Here is a 14,256-nt window from a genome sequence, read left to right as displayed (position 1 = left end):
ACGATATAGCCAACAAGAACTTTCGTCACACCTTGCTTCCTGTTATTATCGCGCCAAATTCTGATGTCGTGTTTTACAACACGATATTTACTACATTATTTTAGGTGCCTACTCTGTAGGGTAACTGGGAAGATTGGTGAAAATCCAACGCTGCCCCCGCAACGGTTATTTTGAAAAAATAAGCCCGATACCGACCTAAGATAAATAACCGATTTGCGGTGGGCGAATACGGCATCCAACTTCGCCTATTCGTCGCGACCTTGTGTGCCCTTTTCGTCTCATCGAGCTTATATAAGCTCAACTACGAGATGACATGAAACAGTTCTTATTTACAGCTTACTTCTTTTTAATCACTGCAACGCAGGCATTTGCTGACGTCGGTGAAAAATCAGATCAGACTGTAGAAAAAATAGAGCGAATAGAAGTCCTAAATAATAGCGAGGATACCTCACTTAATACCTATTTAATTGACCAACAAGCCTTATTAGAAACAGCCAATAGCTTATCTTCTGTTTTAGCCAGCTTACCTTCGGTGCAAATACGACAGGTGGCAGGGTTGGGTAACCCAATTGCAATTTCAATCCGAGGTTCAACCAGTCAACAAGTTAATCTACGCATCGATGGTCAACTCATTAATACCGGTCAATTTGGCGGGTTCGATTTAGACCAGATCCCGTTGGCACTAATAGAGTCAATTGAAGTCAGTCAATATCAATCGACATCTACAGGAGTCACACCTATTGGTGGCGAAATTCGAATTAATACAATCAAAGGCGATGGCAGCAATGCAAGTTTGTCTGCCACGTTAGGCAGTTGGCAAACCCAAGAAATTAACTTGAAAGGGAATTTGCTTTATAAACAGCATCAGTTGTCGATGAGTGTAAACCACCAGCAAACAGACAATGATTATGAGTACTTAGTACCGCAAAGCTTTAACAATAGTCAAGAGTCAATAACCGAACCTCTGCGGAATAATCACTTTAGAAAAACTACTTATTTTTTAAGTGACGAGTTTTCATCAAGTAACACAACAACGTCAATCAATGCTCAATATAACGAGCAACTCAAAGCCATTCCTAATTATCAAAATAACTCTCCAGAAATGGCATCAACGCTAGAAAATACCAACTACAGAGTTGGTTTTGAACACGCGACTATACAACCATTTGATTTGTGGCAACTCGACTACGCCGTTAATTTGGAAGCCTATTGGTTTAATCAACAAGAAACATATACAGACCGACCAAAGGCAAGTAAAAACGACATTTACCAATACGATACAGATCAATTTTATGTGCAGTTTTCGGCTCCGACAAAATTCAACACCCTAAAAGTAACGCCCTACATTAATATCAATAACCAAACATTTGTTTCAGATAGTTGGGTTAATCAACAGCGCCCAGCTTGCAATAATTTTCAAAGCTGTGATGTTGAGGCAACTCAACGTTTAATGAACCTCGGCTCGCGACTGAATTGGCTAGGAAAGTCGGCTATACAGTATTCATTACTGTGGAATTTTTTGAACGCTAAAAACACCAATGACGCCCGTTACCAGCCAGATACAAAGAGCTTAAACAGCAGTTATTCTCACCACTCAGCTGAATTTGATGTGAGTTATCGGTTTAACCATCATCGCATTTCAGCCCATATCGCTAAAGGGATAAGAACCCCAACGCTAAGCGAATTATTTGGTGACCGAGGTTCTTTCAAAGGAAATGAAGACTTAAAGGCTGAACTTGCCAATTCAATTTCACTTAACTGGCTCGCCCGTTGGCAAAATATCAATATTCAAAATACGCTGTATGCCCAACAAATTGATAATTCAATCGTCGCTATATTTAATTCAAGTGGCATCGGTAGTTACACTAATGTCGCGTCATCAACGTTATTTGGTCTATCGACGCAATTGGATATCGCCGTAACGCCGAATTTTAAACTTATCGCAACCATCGACCTCATTGACTCAAATACACAATCTGACATTCATGTGTTTGATAATAAAAAGCTGCTTATGGTATTTACCACCAACAATATCAAGTTCAGGCCCAATATTCGTTTAACCAAACTTGGTATCTAAGCCTCCAAACTCGAATCGAAAACGACTTGTACTTTGACCGAGCAAATAAAGTCTCGTCTCATTCTGGTTTTCCAACGGACAACAATACCACGCAGCTGCAATTGTCTTGGCATCACGCCAAGTACAGTGCCTCGTTGGCGATAAACAACATTTTTAACCAATCCTATTACGACTTAGCCAATCGCCCAGCGGCCGGTCGAAACATCAATTTTAAATTTACTTTGAAGGAGTTCTAATGAAACAACAGTACAAACTTACTCTCGCGGCCCTATTCGCCGTCACTTTTATCTCTGCCTGTAGTAGCGATGACGACAATAAAGATGACAACACTGATGTCGAAATCATTGTTGAAACCACACCTAGCAATGCCGTTGTTCAAACGATTGCACCTGATTATACATCATCAGAATTAGTTATGGTTACCGGCGACGACGCGCAAGTCAGCACAGGTTATCAAGTCAAAGACAAGTCAGACTTTACGGTATCTGCCTATAACAACGAAGTGTTCCATATTGGTCGTTTTGGGATTGATACTATTGAAAAGTTTGCCTCTGACAATCTCGATGTGGCGACTTGGTCTTACTCTACTCAAGATGACTTAGACACGACATCTCGTAACCCTTATGCCATTGCATTTGCTTCTGATCAAAAAGCGTATTTATTGCGTTATGGCTCACCAACGGTTTGGATTGTTAATCCACAAGCAACTCAAGCTGAAGACTTTAAAATTGGTGAATTGGACCTAAGTGCTTATGCTGAAAATAACAGTGCTCAAACCCCATCACCTTCATCTGCAGTAATCACCGACGGTAAATTATTTATCGCCATGCAACGTATAGACGATAGTTGGAACGCTCAATCAGCTTATGTTGCCGTGTTTGATACTGCAACTGACGCTGAAATTGAAACCAATGCATCGTCAACCGATAGCGTTATGGGTATTCCAGTTAACGGCGTTAATCCGCTTGAAAATAGCTTAGTTGCATTTGGCGATGAAGTATTTATTACATCACGCGATAGCTACTCTAGCTTTGACTTAAGTGGCAGCATGATTGAAGCAATTGATACAGACACGTTTGCACTACGTGAAGTATTAACTGCGTCGGATATTACGGACAATACAGCGGCTAATATCAAAGCTTCAGTGGTTGTAGACGCTGACACTGGGTTTTTCTTCGTAAGCCAAAGTGTTTATGAACCGTCATACCACGAAGTTTCTGCTTTATACCAATTTAACCCAACAACCGGTGAAATTAACACTCAAACTGTTGCGGGTTCTGGAGAAGAAGCAATCAATGCTATTGCTTATGATGCCAATGGATATCTTTGGATTGCAGTAGGCTCAAACACCACGCCAGGTTTAGACATTCTCGACTTAGAAACTGGCGAATTATATGGTGAGCGATTACTTACAGACTTAAACCCTGCGGTTATCGCAATCTTAGAAGACTAGGTTTTTAATGCGCTTGAATGAGCGCGTTCGAGAAACCATAAACACTTAGTTTTCAAAATTTAAAAAGGGCGGATAGTTAAAACGCCCTTTTTATTGCCTATCTTTTTATTTGTGCGTTCGTTGATAGTTAACCCTTTGCTAAGCACTTGCCCCTCTCAAAGCGTCAAATAATAATTAACGAAACCCATCTATCTTTTTACACATGTCACCTAGGCCAATAAGCATTCGACGACTAAAGCGATGAATAAGATCAGCATCTACTTCCATAAATTGATTGTTTTTAACCGCCGGTACAACAGTCCATTTTTGCCAATCGATTTTAGGTTGAGGCTTATCTGACTTTTCCTGCGGCATAATAATAATTGAAGGCTGAGCGACAATGACATTCTCTATACTGATCTGGGGATACTCAGTTGGGTTGTTGGCAAAAACATTGACCCCACCACACGTTTCAATAAGTTGATTGATCCATGTATTTTTGTTTACTGTCATCATCGGTTCCGACCACAATTGATAAAACACGTCAACAGGATGGCGATTACCGTAACGTCGTTGAATAATCTCCAAGTCATCTTCAAACTGATCCGCGAGTACCTCTGCATTATGTGATAAGCCGGTTAACTCGCCAAACATTCTAAGTTCCGCCGTAACGCCACTCAATGAAGTAGGCTCGCTGTAAATCACAGGTAACCCCAACTTTTCTAATTGAGCAATATCAGCATCTTGATTCCCGCCTTTCCAGACAATGATGAGATCAGGTTTAAGGGCCAAAATCTTTTCCATTTGAATGCCGTAATAGCCTCCAACCCTTGGAATATCTAACGCTTCCACGGGGTAATCGGCATAATCGACAGTGGCGACAATTTTATCACCCGCACCAATATCAAATAACGACTCAACGATATGCGGTGCGAGCGCAATAATTCGCGTCGCTGGTTTTATGTTCGCTTTGGACGCAGCCATGCCAGAGCTCGAAACCGTTAGGCCGAAGCTAATTAGACACGTTAAAATACTCGCGGTTATCAGATTTTTCATGGGTTAGAAATCAAATCCTTTTTGTGCTTTCACACCCGAATCAAAGGCGTGTTTGACGTTTCTAACTTCACTAACCGTGTCGGCCAATTCAGTTAATTCACGGTGCGCGCCGCGACCGGTTAAGATCACTGATTGCATTTTTGGTCTATTTTTTATCGCTTCGAGCACATCTCCAAGTTCGATGTAATCGTAGGTGATCATATACGTTAATTCGTCGAGTAAAACCAAATCGATACTCTCATCTGCCAAGTACTGCTTAGCGACAACCCAAGCTTCCTGAGCTGCGGCCGTATCTGAGTCACGATTTTGCGTTTCCCAAGTAAAGCCGGTTTCCATAAACGTAAATGGAACACCAACTTTTTGCAATAAATTGCGTTCACCACACTCCCAGCCGCCTTTAATGAATTGCACCACTGCGGCACTCATACCGTGCCCAACACAACGTGCAACAGTGCCAAAACCAGACGTAGATTTTCCTTTACCGTTTCCGGTTATCACTTGGAATACACCTTGTTCGATTTGTGCTTTAGCGACTCGTTCGTCGACTTCTTTTTTATCCGTTTTTGACGTTCTGCGTGTTTCTCGTCGCGGCGGGCTTTTAGTTCATCTTGACTCATGAGTCATTCCTATTATTTGTTGTATTTTTTGCATATCTAAATTAGCGCGTAATGAATCGGCTAATTGATCCAGTTGTTCTTCTCTATGACGGTTTAAGTCAAATCCTGCTTTAATACCGTGTGCAGGGTTTATCCAGTCAAACAATAAATGGCTTATCTGTGGGCTATCAAATAATCCGTGGATGTAAGTTCCCATAATTTGATTATCGTCTGAAACAAAACCGTCAGGTTTTTTCACAATGCCCTTGTCTTTATCATAGTCGTCAATATAAAAAGCTGGCTGACGTAATGCGGCGCCTGTGGAATGGCCACAATGAATTTCATAACCGTTAAACGAAACAGCGTGCAGAGCACTCGTACCAGCAATTTGAGTTAAGATCTTCGATTCTGTTAACTCAGTTTCAAAGTCAGCTAATGCTAACCCTTTGGTTTTAGGCGTACTGGACTCAACACCATTAGGATCAAAAATGGTATGGCCTAACATCTGAAATCCGCCACAAATACCCAGTAATTTGCCGCCATAACGCAAATGCCGATTAATTTGCGCCGGCCATTTGTTGTCTTTTAAGTGAGTCAAATCGCCAATGACATTTTTACTGCCGGGTAAAATAACCAGATCACAATTAGGCAAAGATTCAAATATACCAACATATTGTAAATCAACATTTGGGTGTAACCGAAGTGCGTCAAAGTCCGTATGATTGCTAATGTGCGGAAGCACAATTACGGCAATTTTTAATTGCACAGTTCCGGTCTTATTTTCAATGCTTATCGCATCTTCAGCATCTAACGCTAAATCGTGAATATAAGGCAAAACCCCCAAAACCGGCTTATTTGTTTTATCTTCCAGCCAATCAAGTCCCGATTGTAATAATGCAATATCGCCACGGAACCGATTTATCACAAACCCTTTTACCCGCGCCTGCTCTGTTTCAGATAGCAGCGCCAATGTACCGACTAGGTGCGCGAATACACCACCTTTATCGATATCGGCAATAATAATAACCGGGCAGTCGACAGCTTCGGCATACCCCATATTTGCAATATCATTTTCCCTAAGGTTAATCTCAGCAGGACTGCCCGCCCCTTCCACTAACAATAGGTCAAACTCAGTGGCTAATCGTTGATGCGAAACCAGTACCGCGTCCATCGCCACTTTTTTGTAGTCGTGGTAAGTATCCGCTTCCATGTTACTCAAGGCTTTTCCATGAATAATGACCTGCGCGCCTGTATCTGAGTTTGGCTTTAATAAAATGGGATTAAAATCGACTCGCGTTTTTTGTCTTGCCGCAACGGCTTGTAGTGCTTGGGCCCGGCCAATTTCACCACCATCGTCGGTAACGGCACTATTAAGTGCCATATTTTGTGGTTTAAACGGGGCTGTTTTTACGTTTAAATCTGAGAAGACTCGACACAGTCCAGCGACTAACGTGCTTTTTCCTGCATCGGACGTAGTACCCTGCACCATTAATACTTTCATTGTTCGCCCTTTTGCGGTTTTAGCCTCATATTTAAACCGGCGACAATAAAATCAACCGTACCAGCAAGTCTTGCGATATCCTGATGTAGCCACCCAGCTTGGTCGACAAAAGTACGAGACAATTCACCCAAAGGGACTATGCCCTGACCCACTTCGTTACTGACCAATACAACCAGAAATTTATTGTGTGCCGCGTTTTCCAGCACGCTGAGCAGCCGCTGCTTTTCATTTTGCCACGCCGCGTCATTGTCTTTACAAAGCCAATTAGTTAAATACAGAGTTAAACAATCAACAATAATGCAGGTGTGTTCAGTTGCATTTTGCTCTATCGTATCGGCTAACTGAAGTGGCGATTCTATTACTGCCCAACTTGCTGGGCGATGGTTTTTATGATGTGCGATGCGATCAATCATTTCATCATCGAGACCTTCGGCAGTCGCAATGTAAATGACGTTTTTTCCTGATCTTGCAGCAGCGTTTTCGGCAAAACGGCTTTTGCCAGACCGTGCGCCCCCTAAAATAAAGTGAATGCTGTTGGGTCCCATCATTATCCCACCAGCCAAACAACTAAGAGGACGTAAACCAGTATTTCAAACACTTGTTGTGTGGCGCCTAATATATCGCCGGTGTACCCGCCAAGTTGTGATTTCATGTATTTCTTAAATGCCAACCGTAATGCCAATATAACGCCAATACTCAATAAAACATGGGTTATGGCAACCTCCAATACGAATAACAATATCAAGCCAACAATAGCTAAAGAGCACATTAATAGTCGCCATGCACCGCTAGGTAACTCCTGTGCAATCGGCTTGGTTTTGCTTTGTTGATCAAGTTGCACGTAGGGCAACGCACCAATTAGGCTCACCGCGATAACTCGACTCACGCTATGACTTGTGAACAAAGCGACAACAAACTCAATAAAGCCGACATTAATAAGACTAACAAGCAGTTGGTATTTTAATAACAAAACAATAATCAACGCCGAACTGCCATACGTTCCAATACGACTATCCTTCATAATGTTGAGCTTTTGTTCTTGAGTCCAACCACCACCGAGACCATCGGCGGTATCAGCCAAACCATCTTCGTGAAAAGCACCGGTTAACATTAAGCTAACGGCCATACTTAGCGCGACAACAATTTCCGGAGGAAGTATCAATAACAGTGGCCAACTAACAATGGCTAAAATCGCGGCAAGAACAAAACCGACAAATCCAAAATAAGCGGATGTGTGGTTTATGTCATTGTCATTGACCTGCTCTTTAATCACGATAGGAATACGAGTTAAAAACACCAGAGACAAACGGAAGTAAAACCAATGTTGTTGAAGGTTTTGTCGCTTGCTCATTTGTGAGTTTGATGTTGAATTCATTGGTTCGTCACAACATCGTCAACCTGCGCTGACTCAAAACTGGCCATGTCATTATAAAAGCCACAAGCGGCCATAATGAGCGGCAAACTTAATGCTGCGCCAGTACCTTCGCCTAACCGCAAATCAAGATCCAGTAGTGGCTCCGCGTCAAACCAATCTAACATAGCCGCATGACCCTGCTCGCCGGACGCATGGGAGAAAATTAAGTAATCACTGACATGTGTATTGATGAGTTTCGCTACCATGGCCGCGGCGCTGCAAATAAAGCCATCGACCACAATGGGTATTTTTAACTCTGCCGCCGCTAACATAGCACCGCAAATTTGCACAATTTCGAAGCCCCCTAATTGGGCTAACAATGTGATTGGCTCATTAGGAGTCGGTTGTGACACCTTTATTCTGTCGACAGCCTGTTGGACTAGTTTGATTTTATGCTTAAATACATTATCGCTAATGCCGGTACCTCGACCTACGGCGTCGGCCGCCGATAAATTTAATATAACCGCCATCAAAGCCGACGCACTACTCGTATTGCCTATGCCCATTTCACCAAATGCAATTAAGTTACAGCCTTGTTGATGTTTCTCAGCGACAAGAGATTTAGCCAGCTCAAAACCTTTGATAACTTCCGCCGTTGTCATCGCATCTTGCAAATGAATGGCCTGTGTCCCCGCGCCTAATCTTTGGTTTAAAACTCCAAGGGATTCAGCAACAGGAACAAGTATACCCGCGTCAACGACGGTGAGTTGCCAATGGCACTGACGAGTAAACACGTTAATGGCCGCTCCGCCGTTGGCAAAATTCATCACCATTTGTTGTGTCACTTCACTGGGCGCTATGGATACCCCATGCGCTGCGATACCGTGATCAGCGGCAAACACAATTAGGTTAGGCTGAGTAATTTCTAAGGTTTGTTGCCATGCGCCTGCGTTGTCTGAATAAATTTCAGCCAATGTTACAGCAAGAAATTCAAGCTTACCGAGGGCACCAAGTGGTTTCGTTTTATTGTTAATTTTATTGGTAATTAAAGCGCTAAAAGAAGTCGACAATGGGGCTATTTCAAACATATTAATCAAGCGCCTTACGTTTTCGTAAATAAAGGAGAGACAGAAAAAATACGCTGCCAATGGCTGAGGTAATAATTCCAATAGGTAGTTCTTGATTGGTCAAGATTATTCGTGAGCCTATGTCTACCCACAGCATAAAAATCCCGCCAACAAAGGCGGTGACAAAAAAGCTAAACCGACTGCCGTTAGTCACAAAATAACGAACAATATGCGGGATCATTAACCCCACAAAACCTATCCCGCCGCATAGGGCAACTATCGATGCCGTCAATAACGAACTCAACAGCAACATATTGATACGTAGTCGCGATACATTAATCCCTAATGTGGTGGCGCTTTCATCGCCTAATAACAACGCGGTGAGTTGGCGTTGATGTAAAAACATAAAAACTAAACAGATGGAAACCACTGTGGTGGGGATCCATAGGGTTTGCCAATCCGCTCGGGCAAAACTACCTAAGGTCCAAAACATAATCGAGGTGACCGCTTGTGGATCACTCCAATACAGCATTAAACTGGTAAAAGCGCTAAATAAAAACGATAACGCCACGCCAGCCAACAGCATATTTTCAACTTGTCTAGGGCCATAATGCCCTGCAATAACTAACAACATCACAACGGCAAGCAAGCTACCGACAAATGCGCCTATCGACAAATAAAAACCAAATCCCAACGACGTAACAGACATAAGGGTAACAACACCTAAAGAAGCGCCTGAGGAAATGCCAAATAAATAGGGATCTGCAAGTGGATTTCTCGTCACTTTTTGTAATATCAAACCCGCTAAAGCCAAACCACATCCAGCGACAAATGCCAATAAGCTGCGTGGCATCCGTAAGTCCCATACAATGCTACTAATATAGCTAGACTGATCATTCGATAGCCCAAACACTGAATCAAATACTTGGCTAAACGACAACTGTGCGGCACCAATAGATAACGCTGATGCAAAACTGAAGATTAAAATGAGCAAAAGGATTACTGAAAAATAGACCATTTGTTGAGTTGCGTTATTCTTCATGGTCGGTTCCCGCAACATAGCCATAATAATAAGTAACTAATGGTGCACTATGCTGAGGATGCTCAGACACTTTTGTGCAAACATCAAATACCTTAGACAATTGATGTTCTGTAATAACCGATTTAGGTGAACCACTGGCCACCAACTTACCCCTTTTAATAGCAATAAGTTGTCACACATCGAAGCCGCTAGATTGAGGTCGTGAAATGACGCTATAACGGTAATACCTAAAGACTTAGCCAATTCCATAATTTGAATTTGATATTTGACATCAAGATGACTTGTTGGTTCGTCCATGATGAGAACTTGCGGTTTTTGTACAATGGCTCTGGCGATCATCACTCGCTGTTTTTCACCACCAGATAAAGTTTCAAAGTTATCCGCTTGTTTGTCGCTAACACCAACCTGTGTCATTGCCGCTTGCACTGCTGCATGATCGTTTGCATCTAAGCGACTTAACCACGACTTATGAGGCGTCAGCCCCAATGCGACGACATCGGCCACTTTGAGCTGAAAGTCTTGCGGTGTGTGCTGCAATACAACAGCCACTTGTTTGGCGTATTCTGTTGGCAACAACGTTTGAATGTCATCACCTATATAACGCACAACACCTGAAGTTGGTTTCATATAACGATAAAAGCAACGAAGTAATGTCGACTTACCAGCGCCATTAGGCCCTAATACGCCGGTAAAACTTCCTTTATTAATGGAGCAAGAAATATTGTCGAGAATAACGCGTGATTGAACGTGCCAACAAAGTTGGTCAACGTCTAAAATAGTTTGCTGCTGTGTAGATATCAAAGTCACGCCGTTTGCTTAGCTCTAATAATGCGGGCGTAAAGAGGTAGATCAATTTAAAGGTAAACTGATGTTTCCCCTAATACGAGTATGCCCGCTCGTTTAGGTCAATTATGTTCTTATTAAAATACTCTGGTATCCTGACTTTCAGCTACTCGATGTTTGCCTTCCCAACCATAATTTAATTTTGGCCAGTGGTTTCAAACATTGCTCTGAATACAGTTGCGGGTACAGTTGTGGATTCGAACCACATTCCCAGTTTTAATAAGTTGTCTCTGAGCGCCATCATACAGCAAAATAGCAATTAGTATGAAGAACAATCAGACATCTGGATGGCTATTATCCAAAAGACTACATAAATAGCAAGGTCAAACTTGCCTCCTGACTTAAAAAACATGATTTAAAACAAGGCTAAAAAACAAGGCTTACCCAAGGAGGATGATTGTCGTCGGAATAAACTTTAACGCAAATAACACCGCCATATTTAACCTCTAATCGACTGTGAATACTGCTCAACGGCGACACCCCAGTGACCAAACCAATGATTTGTTTGATAACACCAGCGTGGGTTACAACCAAGACGTTTTCTTCTGTATGCTGTGCAACTTGATGTTCCCACCATGCTTTGACTCGAATCGAAAAATCAGCAAATGTTTCCCCCGCGGCGGCGTTACCGTATCAGGTGTTTCCCAAAAGTCGCCAATATTTGGCTTAGGCATCTGCCAAAGCTGATCAAACGCTTCGCCATCCCAGTCGCCAAAGTTCATTTCTTGGATTGCGGAAGAGAAATCTAGGGGCAAATTTTGATTAATTGAAAATTCTTTTGAAAATACTTTGCAACGTTTTAATGGCGAAGAAATACAGCGATTTATATCAAGTCCATAAGTGGAAGTACGCATTTGTTGCAATCCCACTACTGACAGCGGAATGTCTGTATGCCCTGCCAACTGGCCTTTGCCGGTTAATTCACCATGCCGTAAAAAATAAAAGTAACAGGTTTTCAAAATCATTCCGACGAACTTTTGTTCGTTTTTCAACCTTATATTCCAGCTAGATTGAACTAAGTCGATAAACAAATCCAACTTTTTTGGATTAAAAGTGTGCTGTTTTATGCTTTTAATGGTAGAATCCCGCGGCTTTTTTAACCAATCCATTTTGAGAAGATAGAGTACGATATGGCTGACTTATCTAAATACAGAAACATAGGTATCTTCGCTCACGTTGATGCTGGTAAAACCACAACAACTGAGCGTATTTTAAAATTAACTGGTCAAATTCATAAGACCGGTGAAGTACATGACGGTGAGTCTACGACTGACTTCATGGAACAGGAAGCTGAGCGCGGTATTACTATCCAATCAGCAGCAGTAAGTTGTTTTTGGAAAGACCACCGTTTTAACGTTATCGATACTCCAGGACACGTTGACTTCACAGTTGAAGTATATCGTTCTCTTAAAGTATTGGACGGCGGTATTGGTGTATTCTGTGGTTCTGGTGGTGTTGAACCACAATCAGAAACTAACTGGCGCTACGCGAATGACTCAGAAGTTGCACGTATTATCTTCGTAAACAAATTAGACCGTTTAGGTGCTGACTTTTACCGCGTCGTTAAACAAACTAAAGACGTACTTGGTGCTAACCCACTAGTTATGGTACTTCCAATCGGTATCGAAGACGATTTCACTGGTGTTGTTGACTTGCTTACACGCAAAGCTTACGTATGGGATGACACTGGTCTTCCTGAAAACTACGAAGTAACTGATGTTCCTGCGGACATGGTTGACAAAGTAGAAGAGTACCGTGAAGCGTTAATCGAAACTGCTTTAGAGCAAGACGATGACCTTTTCGAAGCATACTTAGAAGAAGGCACAGAGCCTTCAATGGAAGACATCAAGCGTTGTATCCGTAAAGGTACTCGTACAATGGATTTCTTCCCAACATACTGTGGTTCTGCATTTAAAAACAAAGGTGTTCAATTAGTTCTTGACGCTGTTGTTGATTACTTGCCTTCACCTACAGAAGTTGATCCTCAGCCACTAACTGACGAAGAAGGCGAACCTACTGGTCGTCACGCTATCGTTTCTGCTGATGAATCTTTCAAAGCGTTAGCATTCAAAATCATGGATGACCGTTTTGGTGCCCTTACGTTCGTACGTATCTATTCAGGTAAACTGAACAAAGGTGATACGATCATGAATGCTGCTACAGGTAAAACTGAGCGTGTTGGCCGTATGGTTGAGATGCAAGCAGATGACCGTAAAGAACTTACTTCAGCACAAGCGGGCGACATCATCGCTATCGTTGGTATGAAAAGTAACGTTCAAACTGGTCACACATTATGTGATCCTAAAGACCCAATCATCCTAGAAGCAATGGTATTCCCTGAGCCAGTAATCTCAATCTCTGTTAAGCCTAAAGATAAAGGTTCAACTGAGAAAATGGGTATTGCCATCGGTAAAATGGTTGCTGAAGATCCAACATTCCGCGTTGAAACTGACCAAGATTCTGGCGAAACAATCCTATCTGGTATGGGTGAGCTTCACTTAGACATCAAAGTTGATATCTTAAAACGTACTTACGGTGTTGAATTAGAAGTTGGTGAACCACAAGTTGCATACCGTGAAACTATCACGCAAGCAGTTGAAGATTCATACACGCATAAGAAACAATCTGGTGGTTCTGGTCAATTCGGTAAAATTGATTACCGTATCAAGCCTTAGCGAACCTGGTTCTGGCTTCACGTTTGCATCAACTGTTGTTGGTGGTAACGTACCAAAAGAATTCTTCCCGGCTATCGAGAAAGGTTTTGCTGGTATGATGGAAAATGGTGTTCTTGCTGGATTCCCTGTACTTGACGTTGAAATCGAACTATACGATGGTGGCTTCCACGCAGTCGATTCATCTGCTGTAGCATTTGAATTAGCAGCACGTGGCGCATTCCGTCAGTCAATTCCAAAAGCAGGTGCACAACTACTTGAACCAGTAATGTTAGTAGACGTGTTCACTCCTGAAGATCACGTTGGTGATGTTATCGGTGACCTTAGTCGTCGTCGTGGCATGATCGCTGGTCAAGAAGCGGGCGCGACTGGCGTACGTATTAAAGCTGATGTACCACTTTCAGAAATGTTTGGTTATATCGGGTCATTACGTACTATGACTTCAGGCCGTGGTCAATTCTCTATGGAATTCAAAAACTACATGCCTTGTCCTAGCAGTGTTGCAGAAGAAGTTATTGCTGCCGCTAAAGAAGCTAAAAAATCTAAATAAGTTTTTAACTAAATTTATTGTAAAAACCGCTGATTATTCAGCGGTTTTTTTATGCCTGTAAATCAA

The 14,256-nt window shown here is 42.2% G+C and carries 8 protein-coding genes, 4 pseudogenes and 2 riboswitches; of the genes and pseudogenes, 3 read left to right on the top strand and 9 right to left on the bottom strand.

Annotated features, from left to right (window positions below):
* Positions 1-85: 85 nt before the first annotated feature.
* Positions 86-213: riboswitch (cobalamin riboswitch) on the top strand.
* 100 nt (positions 214-313) lie between these two features.
* Together PN838_RS16755 and PN838_RS16750 are read left to right on the top strand one after the other, a co-directional pair.
* The gene (locus tag PN838_RS16755; RefSeq protein ID WP_272181403.1) at positions 314-2,077 is read left to right on the top strand and encodes a TonB-dependent receptor plug domain-containing protein; all 1,764 of its coding nucleotides are present in this window, start codon (positions 314-316) and stop codon (positions 2,075-2,077) included.
* Positions 2,078-2,312: 235 nt separating this feature from the next.
* A complete protein-coding gene (locus PN838_RS16750) occupies positions 2,313-3,530 on the top strand; it encodes a cadherin repeat domain-containing protein (RefSeq protein WP_272181402.1) in 1,218 nt (405 codons plus the stop codon).
* Positions 3,531-3,704: 174 nt separating this feature from the next.
* Here PN838_RS16750 and PN838_RS16745 read toward each other — a convergent pair whose 3' ends face one another.
* From PN838_RS16745 to PN838_RS16705, 9 genes and pseudogenes are all read right to left on the bottom strand, one after another.
* Complete coding sequence (locus PN838_RS16745) at positions 3,705-4,493, bottom strand: cobalamin-binding protein (RefSeq protein ID WP_370661118.1); 789 nt, start codon at positions 4,491-4,493, stop codon at positions 3,705-3,707.
* A 75-nt stretch (positions 4,494-4,568) separates the two neighbouring features.
* Positions 4,569-5,182 (bottom strand): annotated as a pseudogene (gene cobO, locus PN838_RS16740) (cob(I)yrinic acid a,c-diamide adenosyltransferase).
* Positions 5,169-6,662 carry a cobyric acid synthase gene (locus PN838_RS16735; RefSeq protein WP_272181400.1) on the bottom strand — a complete coding sequence of 498 codons (1,494 nt, stop codon included), beginning with the start codon at positions 6,660-6,662 and terminating at the stop codon, positions 5,169-5,171. The pseudogene cobO and the gene PN838_RS16735 overlap by 14 nt, the downstream one beginning before the upstream one ends.
* Positions 6,659-7,210 (bottom strand): bifunctional adenosylcobinamide kinase/adenosylcobinamide-phosphate guanylyltransferase, encoded by a 552-nt coding sequence (gene cobU / locus PN838_RS16730; RefSeq protein ID WP_272181399.1) that lies wholly within the window; start codon positions 7,208-7,210, stop codon positions 6,659-6,661. Before cobU ends, PN838_RS16735 begins: the two co-directional genes overlap by 4 nt.
* Positions 7,210-8,037, bottom strand: a complete 828-nt coding sequence (locus tag PN838_RS16725; RefSeq protein WP_272181398.1) for an adenosylcobinamide-GDP ribazoletransferase — start codon at positions 8,035-8,037, stop codon at positions 7,210-7,212. The genes cobU and PN838_RS16725 overlap by 1 nt, the downstream gene beginning before the upstream one ends.
* Positions 8,034-9,104: a nicotinate-nucleotide--dimethylbenzimidazole phosphoribosyltransferase gene (cobT, locus tag PN838_RS16720; protein ID WP_272181397.1), complete on the bottom strand. Its 1,071-nt coding sequence runs from the start codon at positions 9,102-9,104 to the stop codon at positions 8,034-8,036. The genes PN838_RS16725 and cobT overlap by 4 nt, the downstream gene beginning before the upstream one ends.
* A gap of 1 nt (position 9,105) precedes the next feature.
* The gene (locus PN838_RS16715; protein WP_370661050.1) at positions 9,106-10,125 is read right to left on the bottom strand and encodes a FecCD family ABC transporter permease; all 1,020 of its coding nucleotides are present in this window, start codon (positions 10,123-10,125) and stop codon (positions 9,106-9,108) included.
* Positions 10,115-10,932, bottom strand: a pseudogene (locus PN838_RS16710) (ABC transporter ATP-binding protein). Before PN838_RS16710 ends, PN838_RS16715 begins: the two are co-directional and overlap by 11 nt.
* 104 nt (positions 10,933-11,036) lie before the next feature.
* A riboswitch (cobalamin riboswitch) is annotated at positions 11,037-11,231 on the bottom strand.
* Between the two features lie 103 nt (positions 11,232-11,334).
* Positions 11,335-11,933 (bottom strand): annotated as a pseudogene (locus PN838_RS16705) (histidine phosphatase family protein).
* A gap of 165 nt (positions 11,934-12,098) precedes the next feature.
* Between PN838_RS16705 and fusA the strand changes: the two are divergent.
* A pseudogene (gene fusA / locus PN838_RS16700) lies at positions 12,099-14,190 on the top strand (elongation factor G).
* Positions 14,191-14,256: the final 66 nt, after the last annotated feature.

The sequence above is a fragment of the Psychrosphaera algicola genome (assembly GCF_028401425.1).
Classification (GTDB): Bacteria; Pseudomonadota; Gammaproteobacteria; order Enterobacterales; family Alteromonadaceae; genus Psychrosphaera; species Psychrosphaera algicola.
The sequence above is the reverse complement of the archived record's forward strand: the minus strand, read 5'-3'. Positions and strand labels throughout refer to the sequence as shown.

Coding starts and splice junctions, on each gene's coding strand:
- cobU (WP_272181399.1), bottom strand. CDS start 7,210: ATGATGGGACCCAACAGCATTCACTTTATTTTAGGGGGCGCACGGTCT.
- PN838_RS16750 (WP_272181402.1), top strand. CDS start 2,313: ATGAAACAACAGTACAAACTTACTCTCGCGGCCCTATTCGCCGTCACT.
- PN838_RS16745 (WP_370661118.1), bottom strand. CDS start 4,493: ATGGCTGCGTCCAAAGCGAACATAAAACCAGCGACGCGAATTATTGCG.
- cobT (WP_272181397.1), bottom strand. CDS start 9,104: ATGTTTGAAATAGCCCCATTGTCGACTTCTTTTAGCGCTTTAATTACC.
- PN838_RS16755 (WP_272181403.1), top strand. CDS start 314: ATGAAACAGTTCTTATTTACAGCTTACTTCTTTTTAATCACTGCAACG.
- PN838_RS16735 (WP_272181400.1), bottom strand. CDS start 6,662: ATGAAAGTATTAATGGTGCAGGGTACTACGTCCGATGCAGGAAAAAGC.
- PN838_RS16715 (WP_370661050.1), bottom strand. CDS start 10,125: ATGAAGAATAACGCAACTCAACAAATGGTCTATTTTTCAGTAATCCTT.
- PN838_RS16725 (WP_272181398.1), bottom strand. CDS start 8,037: ATGAATTCAACATCAAACTCACAAATGAGCAAGCGACAAAACCTTCAA.